The sequence below is a fragment of the Halalkalicoccus sp. CGA53 genome (genome assembly GCF_036429475.1).
Lineage (GTDB): Archaea > Halobacteriota > Halobacteria > Halobacteriales > Halalkalicoccaceae > Natronorarus > Natronorarus salvus.
Window position 1 is genome coordinate 1,130,988 of the sequence record NZ_CP144125.1, and the last position, 13,341, is coordinate 1,144,328.

Annotated in this window: 18 protein-coding genes; 8 read left to right on the plus strand and 10 right to left on the minus strand. The window is 69.2% G+C overall.

Annotation, left to right across the window (positions count from 1 at the left end):
• The 3 genes from V2L32_RS07145 to V2L32_RS07155 are packed head-to-tail and all read right to left on the minus strand — an operon-like array spanning position 1 to position 2,126.
• The gene (locus V2L32_RS07145) at positions 1-933 is read right to left on the minus strand and encodes a glycosyltransferase family 2 protein (protein ID WP_331235792.1); all 933 of its coding nucleotides are present in this window, start codon (positions 931-933) and stop codon (positions 1-3) included.
• A 40-nt stretch (positions 934-973) separates the two neighbouring features.
• Positions 974-1,681, minus strand: coding sequence for a class I SAM-dependent methyltransferase (locus V2L32_RS07150; protein ID WP_331235793.1), 708 nt, complete (start codon positions 1,679-1,681; stop codon positions 974-976).
• 46 nt (positions 1,682-1,727) lie between these two features.
• Entirely contained in the window at positions 1,728-2,126 is a 399-nt protein-coding gene (locus V2L32_RS07155) for a PPOX class F420-dependent oxidoreductase (RefSeq protein WP_331235794.1), read from the minus strand.
• Positions 2,127-2,253: 127 nt separating this feature from the next.
• Here V2L32_RS07155 and V2L32_RS07160 point away from each other — a divergent pair, with 127 nt between their 5' ends.
• Genes V2L32_RS07160 through V2L32_RS07175 form a run of 4 tightly spaced genes read left to right on the plus strand, consistent with a single transcriptional unit; the run spans position 2,254 to position 4,509 of the window.
• A complete protein-coding gene (locus V2L32_RS07160; RefSeq protein ID WP_331235795.1) occupies positions 2,254-2,535 on the plus strand; it encodes a winged helix-turn-helix transcriptional regulator in 282 nt (93 codons plus the stop codon).
• Positions 2,536-2,577: 42 nt separating this feature from the next.
• Positions 2,578-3,369, plus strand: coding sequence for an MBL fold metallo-hydrolase (locus V2L32_RS07165; protein ID WP_331235796.1), 792 nt, complete (start codon positions 2,578-2,580; stop codon positions 3,367-3,369).
• Positions 3,370-3,406: 37 nt separating this feature from the next.
• Entirely contained in the window at positions 3,407-4,042 is a 636-nt protein-coding gene (locus V2L32_RS07170) for a YkgJ family cysteine cluster protein (protein WP_331235797.1), read from the plus strand.
• Positions 4,043-4,101: 59 nt separating this feature from the next.
• Entirely contained in the window at positions 4,102-4,509 is a 408-nt protein-coding gene (locus tag V2L32_RS07175) for a TRAM domain-containing protein (RefSeq protein ID WP_331235798.1), read from the plus strand.
• Between the two features lie 28 nt (positions 4,510-4,537).
• Here V2L32_RS07175 and V2L32_RS07180 read toward each other — a convergent pair whose 3' ends face one another.
• On the minus strand, positions 4,538-6,241 hold the full coding sequence (locus tag V2L32_RS07180) for a radical SAM protein (protein WP_331235799.1): 1,704 nt from the start codon (positions 6,239-6,241) through the stop codon (positions 4,538-4,540).
• Between the two features lie 93 nt (positions 6,242-6,334).
• Between V2L32_RS07180 and V2L32_RS07185 the strand changes: the two genes are divergently transcribed.
• The 3 genes from V2L32_RS07185 to V2L32_RS07195 are packed head-to-tail and all read left to right on the plus strand — an operon-like array spanning position 6,335 to position 8,112.
• Positions 6,335-7,348 (plus strand): lysylphosphatidylglycerol synthase transmembrane domain-containing protein, encoded by a 1,014-nt coding sequence (locus V2L32_RS07185; RefSeq protein WP_331235800.1) that lies wholly within the window; start codon positions 6,335-6,337, stop codon positions 7,346-7,348.
• Positions 7,349-7,387: 39 nt separating this feature from the next.
• Positions 7,388-7,546: a DUF7559 family protein gene (locus tag V2L32_RS07190; RefSeq protein WP_331235801.1), complete on the plus strand. Its 159-nt coding sequence runs from the start codon at positions 7,388-7,390 to the stop codon at positions 7,544-7,546.
• Positions 7,543-8,112 (plus strand): Hsp20/alpha crystallin family protein, encoded by a 570-nt coding sequence (locus V2L32_RS07195; protein WP_331235802.1) that lies wholly within the window; start codon positions 7,543-7,545, stop codon positions 8,110-8,112. Before V2L32_RS07190 ends, V2L32_RS07195 begins: the two co-directional genes overlap by 4 nt.
• On the opposite strand, the gene V2L32_RS07200 is transcribed toward V2L32_RS07195, so the two are convergent.
• From V2L32_RS07200 to V2L32_RS07220, 5 genes are all read right to left on the minus strand, one after another.
• On the minus strand, positions 8,113-9,234 hold the full coding sequence (locus tag V2L32_RS07200; RefSeq protein ID WP_331235803.1) for an NAD(P)/FAD-dependent oxidoreductase: 1,122 nt from the start codon (positions 9,232-9,234) through the stop codon (positions 8,113-8,115).
• Positions 9,231-9,992: a creatininase family protein gene (locus tag V2L32_RS07205; RefSeq protein WP_331235804.1), complete on the minus strand. Its 762-nt coding sequence runs from the start codon at positions 9,990-9,992 to the stop codon at positions 9,231-9,233. Before V2L32_RS07205 ends, V2L32_RS07200 begins: the two co-directional genes overlap by 4 nt.
• A 20-nt stretch (positions 9,993-10,012) precedes the next feature.
• Positions 10,013-10,798 (minus strand): DUF7388 family protein, encoded by a 786-nt coding sequence (locus V2L32_RS07210; protein ID WP_331235805.1) that lies wholly within the window; start codon positions 10,796-10,798, stop codon positions 10,013-10,015.
• Between the two features lie 117 nt (positions 10,799-10,915).
• Positions 10,916-11,521, minus strand: coding sequence for an NUDIX hydrolase (locus V2L32_RS07215; protein WP_331235806.1), 606 nt, complete (start codon positions 11,519-11,521; stop codon positions 10,916-10,918).
• A gap of 33 nt (positions 11,522-11,554) precedes the next feature.
• A complete protein-coding gene (locus V2L32_RS07220) occupies positions 11,555-11,998 on the minus strand; it encodes a DUF7109 family protein (RefSeq protein ID WP_331235807.1) in 444 nt (147 codons plus the stop codon).
• A 72-nt stretch (positions 11,999-12,070) separates the two neighbouring features.
• Between V2L32_RS07220 and V2L32_RS07225 the strand changes: the two genes are divergently transcribed.
• Positions 12,071-12,325 (plus strand): DprA-like winged helix domain-containing protein, encoded by a 255-nt coding sequence (locus tag V2L32_RS07225; protein ID WP_331235808.1) that lies wholly within the window; start codon positions 12,071-12,073, stop codon positions 12,323-12,325.
• 83 nt (positions 12,326-12,408) lie between these two features.
• Here the strand turns inward: V2L32_RS07225 and V2L32_RS07230 are convergent, their stop codons facing one another.
• Positions 12,409-13,332 carry a DMT family transporter gene (locus tag V2L32_RS07230; RefSeq protein ID WP_331235809.1) on the minus strand — a complete coding sequence of 308 codons (924 nt, stop codon included), beginning with the start codon at positions 13,330-13,332 and terminating at the stop codon, positions 12,409-12,411.
• Positions 13,333-13,341 lie beyond the last annotated feature (9 nt).

A 13,341-nucleotide genomic window follows, 5' to 3' on the forward strand; every position in this document is an offset into this window, starting at 1 on the left:
CTACCGCCAGTCGTGGCGTTCGACCGCCCGGTCGCGGCGCATCGACAGCCCGTTCGGGTTCCGGGTGCTCGTCCGGTCGCGGAACCGCGCGGCCAGGCCGTCTCTCGTACCTCGGAGGACGTTCTTCGAGATGCCGACGCCGCCGCCGAACCACGCGCTCGGGGGAAGAGTCCCCCCGAGCACGCTCCGCCCGGCAGCGACGCCGTCGCGCGCGGTGTGCCCCGCCATCCGGCGGACGACCGTCGGCCTGAGGCCGTAGTTCTTCGCCAGCCGGTAGGCGAGCGAACGGTACTTCCACGCCCAGCGGCGGTACTCGCCGTCGGCGCTTGGGAGCTGTCGCGCGTCCCGCTCGCCCCCGTCCGCGGAGTACGGTCCCCTGACGCCCATCTCCGGGTGCCACTCGACCGTGCGCTTCTGGGCGGCCAGCCGGTGGGCGGCGTCGCGCGCGCCGCCGGTCTCAAGGTACTCGTCGAAGCCGTCGAGCGAGAGCGCCACCTCCCGGGTGAACGCGACGTTCCCGCCGGCGAAGTAGCTCACCTCGCGGCCGGCGATCGAGCGCGACTCGAGTTCGTCGCCGGTCGCCCCGCCTCGAACGGTTCGTCGCGTGGGTCCGGTGACGCAGTCCGCACGGGAGAGCCCCTCGCGCAGGCTCGCCTCCCAGGTCGGCTCGACGCGGTAGTCCTGATCGACGAACGCGACGAGGTCCCCCGAGGCGACCGAGAGCCCCGCGTTGCGCGAGACGTTGATGTTGCGCTCGGGGAGTTCGACGAGCACGTCGACGTCGTCGCGGCCGTGGACCATCCCGCTCGTTCCGTCCGTGGAGGGCCCGTTGACGACGATCACCTCGCTCCCGGTGTGCAAAGAAAGGGCATCGAGACACTCCGACAGCCGCTCGCGCCCGTTGAGCGTCGCGACCACCACCGAGAGCTCCATACCCCCCGCATCTCTCCCGAGGGGCAAAAGCCCGACGCTCTCACCGCACCTGCGCGGTCCAGTAGCTCACCGAGGCGAACCGATCGCTGGCGTTCGTCTCCTCGAGTCGCCCCTCGAGGCCGTAGAGCGCGCCGGCGACCGGTCCGGGGATCGCGCGGTAGAAGCCGTACGGCAGGAGGAAGTCGTGCTCCGCGCGGACGAGGTCGAGGTCGGCGCGGTCGACCAGTTCGTGGACGTCCCGCTCGGAGTAGAGCCGCGAACCCATCGGCAGCAGCCAGTTGTAGACCGTGCGCGTCGAGCGGTCGTTGAACGTGTCGAAGACGATCTCGCCGCTCGTCACGCGGCGCATCTCGGCGAGAAAGCGCTCCGGGTCGGGGATCAGGTGGAAAAACCGCATCGCGAGTACCGCGTCGAAGTGGTCGTCCGGGAACGGGAGTCGGGCGGCGTCACCCCGGACGAACTCGACGTGGTCCTCGACGCCCAGCTGTCGTGCTTTCACCCGGCCCTGCGAGAGCATCGCCGCGGAGATGTCGAGGCCGGTGATGTCCGCGCCACGCTCGGCGAGCATCACGGTGAAGCGGCCGGTCCCGCAGGCGATCTCGAGGACGCGCTTTCCCGACAGCGGCGAGAGCGCGTCGAGCACCGCCTGCTTCTCGCGGCGATCGATCAGACGGCCGCCGCGCGAGAAGCGCTTGTCGTCGTACTCCTCCGCGACCTCGGTCGTCTGGTACCACTCCTTGCCTTTCACTACACCCACGTACTCGACCCGGGTGATAAAACGGTACTGAAACGACTCACTCCCCGCCGGTCGCGACGCCCCCGACCTCGATGCGGACGATCACCCGCTCCCCGCCCTCGTCGCCGTGGTGTGGGTACTCCTCGACGCCCATGTAACGCCGTGCGAGTGCGTCGATGTGCTCGACGGCACCCTCCTCGGTCACCTCCGCGACCTCGCCGCGGATCGAGATGTATCTGTACGGATCGTCCGGGTCGAGTATCGAGAGTCCGACCTTCGAACCCCGCTCGACGTTTCGCTCCTTCTGCCGGCCGCGGGCGGTGTTCACCAGCACGTCACCGTCCTCGGCGTCGATCCACACCGGCGTCACCTGCGGCGTGCCGTCGGGCATCAGCGTCGCGAAGTGGGCGAACGACTCGCGTTCGAAGAGGTCCTGGTGGCTCTCGGGAATCGCCATGTCCTCACCTCGCCTCGACGGAATAAAAGCCCCTCCGACCGTGCTACTAGTACACCTTAAAGCATCCCTATTGTTTTCACATACATATAGCCAACGCTTACCATGACGACCCGACCAGGACGGTACCATGAGCACCAGTACGGCCGACGAGCGGGCGCGGGCGGGAGAGACGCTCCTCACCGACGAGGAGTACAGAGAGCGGCTGATCGAACTGCCCCCGAGCGCGAAGCTCGTCGCCAAAGTGCTGGAGAGCGACTCGCCGCTCTCGCAGGGCCAGCTCGCCGAGGAGTCGCTGCTCCCCGACAGGACCGTACGCTACGCGCTCAACAGGCTGGAGGAGGTCGGCATCGTCGGCTCTCGCTACAGCTTCCGCGACGCCAGAAAGCAGGTCTACTACCTGCACCGCTAGCTAAAGAGCGCGCTTTTTCCGCCGAGAACGAGACCGATCCGTATGAGATCTATCGCCACCTGTTCGGTCCCGACGGCGACGAGCGCCCCGAACGGCGCGACGAACGCCTATCTCGTCGGCCGCGAGGGGGCGATGCTCGTCGATCCCGCCGGTCGAACGCCCGGCCTCGACCGGGCGGTCGAGGCGCGCTCGGTCGAGCACGTCCTCCTCACGCACACCCACCCGGACCACGTGGGCGGGGTCGCGGAGTACGCGACGAGGACGGGAGCGACCGTCTGGGCGCACGGCGCGTACGAGGACCGGTTCGAGTGGGCGACCGGGATCGGCCCGGACCGAACGCTCTCCGACGGGGAGGTCATCCGTACGGGCGACGGAACGAGGGTAGAGGTCCTCGAGACGCCCGGACACGCGCCGGATCACCTCGTGTTCGCGATCGGATCGTCCCTCCTGGTCGGCGACCTCTCGATGGCCGAGGGGAGCGTCCTCGTGGGCGACGACGGCGATCTAGCCGCCTACCTCGCCTCGCTCGACCGGCTGCTCGCGCTCTCCCCGTCGACCTGCTACCCCGGGCACGGTCCAACGATCGAGGACCCGGACGAGACGCTCTCGCGGCTGATCGAGCACCGCAGAGAGCGCGAACGGCGGGTGGTGGCCGCTGTCCGTAACGGGAGGGAGACGGTCGAAGGGATCGTCGAGTCGGCGTACGAGAGAGACCTTACGGGCGTCGAGCACCTCGCCGGGCAGGCGGTCCGCGCCCACCTCCGGAAGCTCGCGGCGGAGGGTGTGGTCCGATGGGACGGTGAGCGTGCCCACGCGCTCGCGAGCGACGACTGAGCGACGGGCTTTTTCGCCCCGCCCCGAAGTGGGACGTATGGAGTCGCTTGAGGCCGAACTGGCGCGCGCTCGCGGACTCTCGGTGAGCGACCTCGCCGGCGCGATCGAGTCGATCGGCTTCGAGTGTACGCGCTGTGGGGCCTGCTGTACCGCCGAAGACGAGGACGAGCACACGGCGACGGTGTTCCCGGACGAGGTGCGCGAGCTACAGGGGGTGACCGAGAGCGAGTGGCGGGACGTCGCCCGGCCGATGCCGTACGGAATCGAGGACGGTGAGGGCGAGACGTTCGAGTGGGCGCTGCAGACCACCGCTTGCGGGGACTGCGTCTTCTACGAGGAGGAGGGGGGAGTCGGGGCGTGTACGGTCCACCCGGACCGGCCGCTGATCTGTCGGACCTACCCGTTCAGCGTCGCGCTCGGCGGGACGAGCCAGCCGATGGGCGAGCCGGTCGACCGGGAGGGGAGTGTCCGCGCCCACGAGTGCGAGGGGCTCGGCCGCGAGATCACCAGGAGCGACGCCGAGACGCTCGCGGCGACGCTGAGAGAGCGGGCGATTCGGGAACTAGAGGAGGCGATCGCCGTGCGTGACGCCTACGAACCGGCAGGACGGGGAGGGATCGTCGTCCACGACTCGGAGGGACGGAAGCGACCGGACGGGTCGGAGCTTTCCTGACCGGTGGGCCGACACTTCTATTAGGATCGGCTTCGAGTGGACGCCCGGAGGCTCTATCCGTGGAAATCTCTGATAAGCTCCTGTGTCTGTTCAACGCCGACGTCACCGCGACCGACGACGGCTACATCGTCGAAGTGCCGCGTAGCGAGGTCGAGAAGGGGTCGATCGATCCCGGCGAGACCTACCGCGTGGCGCTCATCTCGCGCGAGGCTCCCGAGGAGAAACCCTCGGAGTCGAAACGCGAGAGCCGCAAGGGTTCGGAGCCCCAGCCCCCGGTCGAGATCGGCGAGGTCCGCTACGTCGAGATCGAGGACATCGGCAAGCAGGGCGACGGCATCGCACGCGTCGAACGCGGCTACGTCATCATCGTCCCCGGCGCGGAGATCGGCGAACAGGTGAAAGTCGAGGTAACGGAAGTGAAATCGAACTTCGCGGTCGGCGAGATCATCGACGAGAGCACGCTGTAACGGCGCTCAACGACCGTTTTTTCTCCCGCTACGAGCGGACGTACCGCCGCAGGTCCGCATCGACGCTCCTCGCCGCCGTCTCGGCCGAGTCGTACGGCCTGCCCACGACGATATCCCCCGCGGTCCGCGAGCCAACCCCGGGGATCGCCCGGAGTTCGTCCATCGACGCCTCGTTCAGGTCCAGCGGGTAGGGCACCCCGGTCACGGAGCGGTAGCCGTGGTTGACGACCGCGACGTCGAGGACCGAACCGAGCGGCCGATCTCCAGGGATTCCCACCAGCAGCGGATAGGTGCCGAGCTGTCGCCCGAACGTCCGTCCGTCCTGGTGGTACTCTAGGTGGACGTTCTCCAACACGGCTCCGGGCGGGACGACCCGCCGCAGCATTGGGTTGTCGATCTCCTCCCTGATCTCGCGTTTGTACCGCTTGAACAGCGCCCTGTGATCGACGGCGATGTCCGCGCCCGTCTCGCTCATCTCCGTACCCGCGAACGCCATCACCTGTCGGACGTTGATCCGCCTGAGCATCAGCCCCTCGTCGTAGACCCGCTGGAGGAACCGTTTGTTGTGCTCGTAGGTCTCCTCGCGCTCGCCCTGTAACCCGTGCAGCAGGTTGATCCCGGGAAGCAGTTTCGGCAATCGTCGGGCGTCGTTCCCGGTGGAGGGCCCCGATCCCGGCTCCTCGCCCGGCCGCCAGCCCCCCTCCTCGTTGACGATTTCGACCGCTCTGAGACACTCCTCCGCACTGACGTTCAGGTTGTTCTCCTCCTGTACCACCGGATCCGCACTCTCGAGACCGAACGCCGCGGTGTCCCCCGGCGTGTTGTGCTCGGCGATCATCCGGATCCCCTCTCGCGAGGCCTCGGGCCACTTCGCGATCGTGATCGGGTTCATGTTGTCGAGGTGGAGGGTTTTTAGAGCAGGTGCGACCTCGCGGATGCCGCCGTAGAGTTCCCTCAGCGCGTCCGGGTTCGGCCGCTCGCCGTCGCCTCCGTAGGCGAGGATGTCGGCCTGTCGGCCCAGCCGGAAGTGACGGACCCCTCGCTCGTACAGTTCACTCACCTCGCCGATCACGGACTCCGGCGAGCGGAACGACGGATTCCCGTAGAGGGGTTCGGTACAGAACGAACACCGGTAGGGGCAGCCACGCGAGGTCTCCATCTCGCAGATGAGGTACTCCGGGTGGTTCGGGTGCTGTTCGACGACGAACGCGCCGAGCGCACCCCAGCGGTCGATCTCCCTGTTCTCTCGCATCCGGTTCCCGAAGCCTTCCAGACCACTCTCAACGAGGTCGTAGGCGGCGGCCTCGACGTCGCCTTTCGCGACGAACTCGTAGTCGAGGTCCTGACGCTCGGTCTCGATCGCCCCCTGGTTGCGCTCGCCGACGCCGAACTTCACGGGACCACCCAGGAGCGTCGTCCCCTCGGCGACCCACGCGAGTTTCTTCACCTCGTCGGGTTCGGCGGGCGTCCCCCCGACGTACTTCCCGGGGACCGTCATCCCGCCGATGTAGACGAGCAGGTCGGCGTCGGCGACGTCACGCCAGTTCGCACGCTCCTCGCGCAGCGCGTCGATCGTGTGGTAGGTGACGTTCTCCTCGGCCACGCCCGCGTCGACGAGCGCCCCCGCCGTGTACCGCGGATACGTCGAGACGTACGGCGGGACGCCGAAGTGCGCCGGCTCGTCGACGTAGCCGTCGACGAGCGTCACCGAGAGTTCCGCCGGATCGGTCATACGGGGAGTGAGTAGGTCGAACGGTAAAACCGGTGCGGATGAGCCTCACTCGGAGATCCGAAACCGTAACCCTCCACACAACGAAGTCCAGGCGTGAAGTGGCGTATCGCCCTCGGGACGCTCGCTGCCGCCGCAGTCCTCTGGTTCACCGTCTCGCTCGTCGGTCGCGACGAGGTGGGTGAGGCGCTCGCGACCGCCGACCTCTCGATCTTCGCGCTGGGTTTCGGCGCGACGCTGCTCTCGCTTACGTTTCGGGGGATGGTCTGGGTCAGGTTGTTGAAAACGCTCGACCGGACGCTCTCGACCGGGCGGGTGCTCTCGCTCTACGTCGCCGCGGTGTTCGTGAAGTACGTCACCCCGTACGGACAGGTCGCCGCGGAGCCGTTCATGGCCTACGTCGTCGCGAGCGCGGGCGAACTCGACACCGAGAACGGCCTCGCGGCGATCGGAAGCGGCGACGTCCTCAACTACCTCCCGTACTACTCGCTCGGCGGTCTCGGTCTCGTCTTCGTCCTGCTCGCGAAGCCCGCCGAACCGGACCTGCTGCGCTACGCCCTCGGACTCGCGGTCCTCGCGGTCGTCGTCGTGACGGTGCTCGTGCTCGTGCTCACTCGCCGCTCGCTCGTCACGGCCACGATCGTCGTCGTCACCGCGATGGCCGGTCGCGGGATGGGTCGGCTCTCCGAGCGGCTGCTCGCGGCGACCCGCCCCGAGCGTGTCCGTCCCCGCGTCGAGGGGTTCTACGCGACGCTGGACCGTCTCGCGGCCCACCCCCGCCGGCTCGTCGCCGCGGTCGTGTTCGCGCACGTCGGGATGGCGTTCCTGATGCTCCCGCTCTACACGTCCGCGCTCGCCGTCGGAGAGGTCGTCGCACTCCCGGTGGTCGCGCTCGCGGTCGCGGCCAGCAAACTCGGCTCGCTCTTTCCCGCCCCGGGCGGCCTGGGCGGGACCGAGGTGGTGATGGCCGCGGTCCTGACCCTCGGTGCCGGAATCGACCCGGCGACGGCGCTCGTGATCAGCCTGCTCTACCGGGTCGCGACGTACGGGCTCTCGCTGGTCGTCGGCGGCCTCTCGGCGGTCGCGCTCTCGGCTCGCGGCGTGGAGTGATCCACGGCATTGATAACCGTTCCGAGCGAACGTGAGGGTATGCCCGCGACGCTCGAAGTCGTCTGTACCGACGACGACTGTGAACTCGACATGTTCGAACTCCACTACACCTACGACATGCCAGACGACGTCGGCGTGGGTGATTTCGTCTGCCCGTACTGTCGCGAGACCGACCCCCTGGAGGCGATCGAACTATGAGCCTGTGGGACGCCGGCCGCTCGCTCGGCAACGCGGTCGTCGAGGGTGTCGGCCGCATCGCGGGCCGCGTCCAGGAGTCGAAGCTGCTGGGCGCGGATCTGCTCGAGAGCGACGAGGAGTTCCTCCTCGTCTTCGACGCGCCGGGCGTGCGCCAGAGCGACGTGCAGGTGAAGTTCGTCTCCGGCGAGGTCCACGTCCGGGTCGACCGCTTTCGCGAGTTCTACGAGGGTTTCGAGATGCGCTTTCCCGGCCGCGGGCTCACCCTCGATGGACGCGTCGAACTCCCCGACGGGGTCGACGTCGATCCCGACGCCGCCACCGCCCGGCTCACCGACCACGGCACGCTCCACGTCCGCGTCCCGAAGGTCGACGGTCCGTCGGACGACGCCGGCCCCCTCGGCAAACCGGAGACGCTCGACGAGCACGCCGGGACGGACGTCGACGTCGGAGCCGACGACGATGACGTCCAGGTCGATCCCGACGTCGAAGCCGACCTGCTCGACGAGGACGGCGAAGACGACGAACGCGTCGACGGTGACCGCGACGAGAACGGCGACCGCGTCTGATCAGCGCCCTTCGACCGCCATCCCTTCCCTGATCTCGAACGTCTCGTCCCCGGAGAACCGACGCGGGTCGAACCCCTCTACTCCCTCGCCGCCGAGTACCTCGTTCGCGAGCCGTTCTGCGATCCCCGGCGCGCGCATGAAGCCGTGGCCCTGCCAGCCGGTCGCGACGAACAGCCCATCGCGGAGCTCGCCACAGAGCGGGTTCTGATCCGGCGTGGCCGTACAGAGGCCGGCCCACGCCTCCGCTACGTCAAGATGTACGTCGAGCCGGTGGGCCGCACAGTCGAGCGCCGAGTCGACGAAGATCGGATCGCCCTCGCGCTCCCACTCGTCGGGATCGCTCTCGACCAGCTCCGTCCCGTCTCCGACGAGCAGTCGGTCGTCCCAGGGCCGGAGGTAGACACCGGCCGTCGCGTCGTAGACCATCGGCACGTCCGCCGGTCGATCGGTCGTCCGGAGCGCCTGCACCCGATAGGGTTTCATCGCGATCGGGACCCCTGCATCCGCGAGCAAACGCTTCGTCCACGCGCCCGCGGTGACGACCACCCGGTCGAACGTCTCGACGCCGGAGCCGAGGTCCACCCCGAGCGGATCGGTCGAGAGTCGAGCCTCGACGTCGGTTCGAACCTCGACGCCGGCGCCCCTCGCCAGGTCGGCCATCGCCCGTGGATAGGTTCCCGGGTCGGTACAGCCAGCGTCGGCCGCGACCCCGGCGATCGCGACGTCTTCCGTCCGGAGGGAGGGGAACCGATCTGCGAGTTCGTCGGGTACGAGGAGCTCCACGTTCAGGCCGTGTTCGCGCATCCGGGGGACCTGTTCGCGGATGAGACGTTCACGCTTCCCGTCGCCCTCGCGAGCGAGCCAGACGTACGGCACCTCGTGAAACTCGAACCCTCCGCTTCCCGAGACCTCACGATAGTGCTCGACCGACCGACGGGCGATCTCCGCGTCGATCCGGTCGGAGAACGCGTCGTACACGACGCCCGCCGCTCTACCCGTACTTCCAGCACTGCCGGAGCCGATCCCACCGCGTTCGGCGAGCCTCACCGCACAGCCCTCGACGGCGAGGTCGTACGCGGTCGTGACGCCGACCGCGCCGCCACCGATCACGCAGACCCTCATACGTGCTCGTGGGCCCGGAGCTCCGACCACCCGCGCTCTGCGAGCCAGTCGATCAGCGCGTCGAGTTCGCCGCTGGCCGCCTCGAACAGCCGCTCTCCGGCCTCCGCGCTCGCCTTCGTCGGCTCTCCGACCGCGCCGCTCTCGGTGAAGTCGAGCGTGTCGAAGCCGAGTTCCGCGCCGTGGACCTGCCGCCCCCAGGACTCGCCCGCTTCTGCCTCCGCGTCGGCGAGCCGATCCTCTCTCACCAGCTCCTGAGCGACCGCCAGCACCATGCTCGACTCGACCTGGCAGGCGTGACCCGGGAACGCCCCGAACTCCTCGTCGACGGTTTCCTCGATCGCCTCGAACCAGCTCCACGGCGCGACGAACGCACGTTCGTCGTTCCGCAGGCGGCGGGCGACCCGCGAGAGCGCGTCGCGGTTGCCGCCGTGGCCGTTCACCACCACGCAGTTCTCGACGCCGTGGCTCGCGAGGCTCTCGATGGTCCCCTCGACGTAGGCCTCGAACGTCTCCGGTGGGACGGTGAGCGTCCCGTGGAACTGTCGGTGGTGGTCGCTCACTCCTACAGGGACCGTCGGCAACACCACGGTGTCCGACCGGTCCTCGGCCGTCGCCGCGAGCGCCTCCGCGGTGAGGAAGTCCGTGCCGAGGGGCAGGGCCGGCCCGTGCTGTTCGGTGCTGCCCACGGGAAGGACTCCAACCTCGGCGCCCGTAAGTGCATCCGCGAACCCCGTCGACGTCTCCGTTGCGAGTCGCATACCCGCTCTCTGCGGGCGGACTACTTAGCGATGAACGCCTCGATCCCCGCTGCCGGATAGCCGACGACCGTGTCCACGCCAGCCTCGCGGAGCCGATCCACCCGCGCTCGGATCTCCGTTTCCGTACCGCAGAGCGCGTAGTCGCCGCTCGCGGCGGCGAGAACCTCCCGCGCCCGACCGCTCGCGTTCGCGTCGGTGGCCGCGCCCTCGGGCAGCGCCCGCACGACCGGGCCGCGCCGGGCGACGTAGCCGCCGACCGCGTCCAGGACCGTGTCGAGCTCCTCTGCGATCACGGTCGGTGCGTAGACCGCGATCTCGCCGTCGAAGCCGGCCGCGCGCACCCCACGAACGTCGCGCTCGGTCGCCCGCGAGAGCAGCTCGAACTGCGTCGCGCCCGTCGCGAGTGCGAGGCGCTCGATCCCCTCCGTGCCGACCCAGGCGTCCGGCGTGCTCTCGACGGCCGCGCCGAGCCGCGGGGCGATCGCTTTCTTTCGTTCTCCCTCGGTGAGATACGCGGGGTGACCGGCGACGAGTACCCGGCGCGCTTCCTCGGGGATGCGATCGACGAGGTCCGCCGGCCCGAGCGGGTCGAACCCGTCGGCGCGAACCGGTGTCGTGACTCGGAGGTCGAGGCTCCCCGCGAGGTCCGAGAGCGTCTCCCGGTCCGGGAGGTTGGCTCTCCCCTCGTAGTCGATCACCACGGAGGAGAGCGAGAGCTCGGTCGCCCGGCGCACGTCACACCCGGCGGGTTTGAGCGCGACGGCGTCGAGGCCGGTCTCGCTGACGCTCCGCTCGGTTCTCAGCATCGTCTTCCTCCGATCAGAACCGAATCACCGTCGTCGCGGAACTCGATCCATCGTCTGTGCGACCATGTACCTCCGCTGGGTTCGGTGTCGAGAAAAGCGTGTCGTTCCGCAGACGGGCTACCCGTACGCCTCGGGGTCGAGGCGTTCGGGCGCGCGCCAGTCGGTCGTGAGCTCCAGGAGTTGGACGACCATTCTTCCCGTCGCACCCCAGACGGTGTAGCCGTCGACGTGGAAGTAGTGGACGACGATCTCGCCGTAGGTCGGGTGTTCTCTGTGTTCGTACTCGTAGTTCCCGGGGTCGACGAGCCCCGAGACCGGGAGGACGGCGATCTCGGCGACCTCGCGCTCGTCGGGGACGTACTCGCGATCGGGGATCCGCGCGACGACCGGCGTGATCGCGTACTCGGTGACGGTCTTGATCCCGTCGAGCGCGCCGAGCACGCTCGCCTCTCCCGGATCGAGGCCGACCTCTTCGTTGGCCTCTCTGAGTGCCGTCTCGGTCAGGTCGTCGTCCTCCGGCTCGCGGCCACCCCCCGGGAAGCTCATCTGGCCGGGGTGCTCGCCGAGGTGGTCGGCGCGCTTCGTGAACAGGAGGTAGGGGTCGGAGCCGGTCGACGCGTCGGAACGAGCGGGCCGCTCGACGACCGGCACGAGCACCGCTGCCTCGCGTTCGGCGTTGCGCACCCGCCGCGGCGTCCGGGTGGCGAGGCGACCCAGATCCATGCCTGTCGGTAGTGGTCGGGAGGTTAAAGGGTTTCAGTCGAGTCGGGCCCGGACCGCGCTCGCGTCGACCGCCGCCCACGCCTCGACGTCGTAACTCACCTCTCGGAGCTCCGCCCGCTCGGCCTCCTCGTCGCTCGTCTCGGCCGCGGCGAGCAGCTCCTCGACCACACGCTCGCCGAGGGCATCCCGGTCGACGCTCCGCTCGGGTACCGACATGATGTGCGGGAGGTCGGTCGCGTCGGGCGGGAGGTCGGGAAACGCCGTCGGTCCCGGGACCAGGAGCGTCTCTCCTCCTTCCTCGGACTCGACGAGCGCGTACGCCTCGGTCGCGGCGGCGATCCGGCCGGAGATCGCCTCCTCGTTCGCTTCGCGACCAGCCTTGAACGCGAGCTCCGAGAGCGCCTCGCGGAGCTCCCCGGGGGTGAGCGCGCCGAAGAGGTCGACCACGCCGGCCAGTTCGTCGTGGCTCGTCGCCATACCACACCGAACGAGCGCCCGCCTAAGAGTCTTCCCCGAAACGGTATCGTTCCGGCCCTCGTCTCCCTCCTCATGCCCGAGGAACCGACGGAGGGAGAGCTCCTCGACGCGCTCTCCGACACGCCGCGGTCGGCGGAGGCGGTCGCGGCCGAGCTCTCGGCCGACGCCGACGTCGTCCACGAACGGCTCTCCGCACTCGAGACCGACGGACGGGCCCTCGCCACGGAGGAGGGGTGGATACGGCGATCCGACACCGACACGGACGAGCTGCTGAACGAGAGCGCCCGGCGGATCCACGACCGGCTCGGACGGGACCCGCGGCGCTGATACGGACTACCGTACGTCCGACCGATCGGACCGGTGCCCGTCTCTCGATCCGAGCGGGTAACAGGTACAGCAGTCCGTCCGAGTCACTTCGACAGGAGCGCCGCGATCCGCGGCGCCTCGGCGCGGATCGCCCGCCGTTTCACGAGCGCGAAGCCGACGCAGATGAGAGAGAAGCCGCCGACGGTCGCGAGGTCGATCGTCTCGCCGACCCAGACGTACCCGCCCAGCGCGGCGAACACCGGGGTCGCGTACGAGATGAGCGTGACCTGGATCGAGCCGACCCGCGAGAGCAGTTCGAAGTAGATGAGGTAGCCGACCGCGCTCGCGAGGATCGCCAGGTAAGCGAGCGCGAACAGCGCTTCGACCGACCAGACCGCCGCCGCGACCGACTCGCCGGGCAGGCCGAGGCTGACGAGGTGGAGACAGAGCGCTCCGAGGAGGTTCGACCAGCCGGTCATCCCCTCCGTGGAGATGGCCGGATCGAGACGCTGGACGAGGACGCTGCCGAGCGCGACGCTCACCGCCGCGCCCAGGACGAACAGCGTGCCGACGACGTCGCTCGCGAGCAGGTTCGACGGATCGGGCCGGGCGACGAACCCCACACCCAGCAAACCGATCAGGAGGCCGACGATCCCGGGGAGGGATAGTCGCTCCGCGGGGAGCAGCCCCCGGGCGAAGCCGGTCGCGAGGATCGGGTTCGTCGCGATGACGACCGCGGCGACGGCGGCGGTGACCGACTGCTGACCGACGAACAACAGCGCGTTGTACGCGGCGATGATCACGGTGCCGCCGACGAGGACGGAGAGGAGGTCGGCGCGGGTCCGGGGTCGCCAGTACTCGACGCGCCAGGCGGCGTAGGCGAGCACCAGCACCCCCGCGACGTCGTAGCGGATCGCCGCGAAGAGCACGGGCGGTAAGTAGGCGAGGCCGGCGCTGATCGCGGCGAACGCGACCCCCCAGATCACCGCGAGCGTGAGGAACAGGACGGCAGTTCTGTGCCCGCTCACGCCGGGAGT

What these genes read in the sequence shown, in the direction of transcription:
- V2L32_RS07145 (WP_331235792.1), bottom strand. Translation starts at nt 933, where the DNA reads ATGGAGCTCTCGGTGGTGGTCGCGACGCTCAACGGGCGCGAGCGGCTG.
- V2L32_RS07155 (WP_331235794.1), bottom strand. Translation starts at nt 2,126, where the DNA reads ATGGCGATTCCCGAGAGCCACCAGGACCTCTTCGAACGCGAGTCGTTC.
- V2L32_RS07160 (WP_331235795.1), top strand. Translation starts at nt 2,254, where the DNA reads ATGAGCACCAGTACGGCCGACGAGCGGGCGCGGGCGGGAGAGACGCTC.
- V2L32_RS07165 (WP_331235796.1), top strand. Translation starts at nt 2,578, where the DNA reads ATGAGATCTATCGCCACCTGTTCGGTCCCGACGGCGACGAGCGCCCCG.
- V2L32_RS07170 (WP_331235797.1), top strand. Translation starts at nt 3,407, where the DNA reads ATGGAGTCGCTTGAGGCCGAACTGGCGCGCGCTCGCGGACTCTCGGTG.
- V2L32_RS07180 (WP_331235799.1), bottom strand. Translation starts at nt 6,241, where the DNA reads ATGACCGATCCGGCGGAACTCTCGGTGACGCTCGTCGACGGCTACGTC.
- V2L32_RS07190 (WP_331235801.1), top strand. Translation starts at nt 7,388, where the DNA reads ATGCCCGCGACGCTCGAAGTCGTCTGTACCGACGACGACTGTGAACTC.
- V2L32_RS07195 (WP_331235802.1), top strand. Translation starts at nt 7,543, where the DNA reads ATGAGCCTGTGGGACGCCGGCCGCTCGCTCGGCAACGCGGTCGTCGAG.
- V2L32_RS07200 (WP_331235803.1), bottom strand. Translation starts at nt 9,234, where the DNA reads ATGAGGGTCTGCGTGATCGGTGGCGGCGCGGTCGGCGTCACGACCGCG.
- V2L32_RS07205 (WP_331235804.1), bottom strand. Translation starts at nt 9,992, where the DNA reads ATGCGACTCGCAACGGAGACGTCGACGGGGTTCGCGGATGCACTTACG.
- V2L32_RS07210 (WP_331235805.1), bottom strand. Translation starts at nt 10,798, where the DNA reads ATGCTGAGAACCGAGCGGAGCGTCAGCGAGACCGGCCTCGACGCCGTC.
- V2L32_RS07215 (WP_331235806.1), bottom strand. Translation starts at nt 11,521, where the DNA reads ATGGATCTGGGTCGCCTCGCCACCCGGACGCCGCGGCGGGTGCGCAAC.
- V2L32_RS07220 (WP_331235807.1), bottom strand. Translation starts at nt 11,998, where the DNA reads ATGGCGACGAGCCACGACGAACTGGCCGGCGTGGTCGACCTCTTCGGC.
- V2L32_RS07225 (WP_331235808.1), top strand. Translation starts at nt 12,071, where the DNA reads ATGCCCGAGGAACCGACGGAGGGAGAGCTCCTCGACGCGCTCTCCGAC.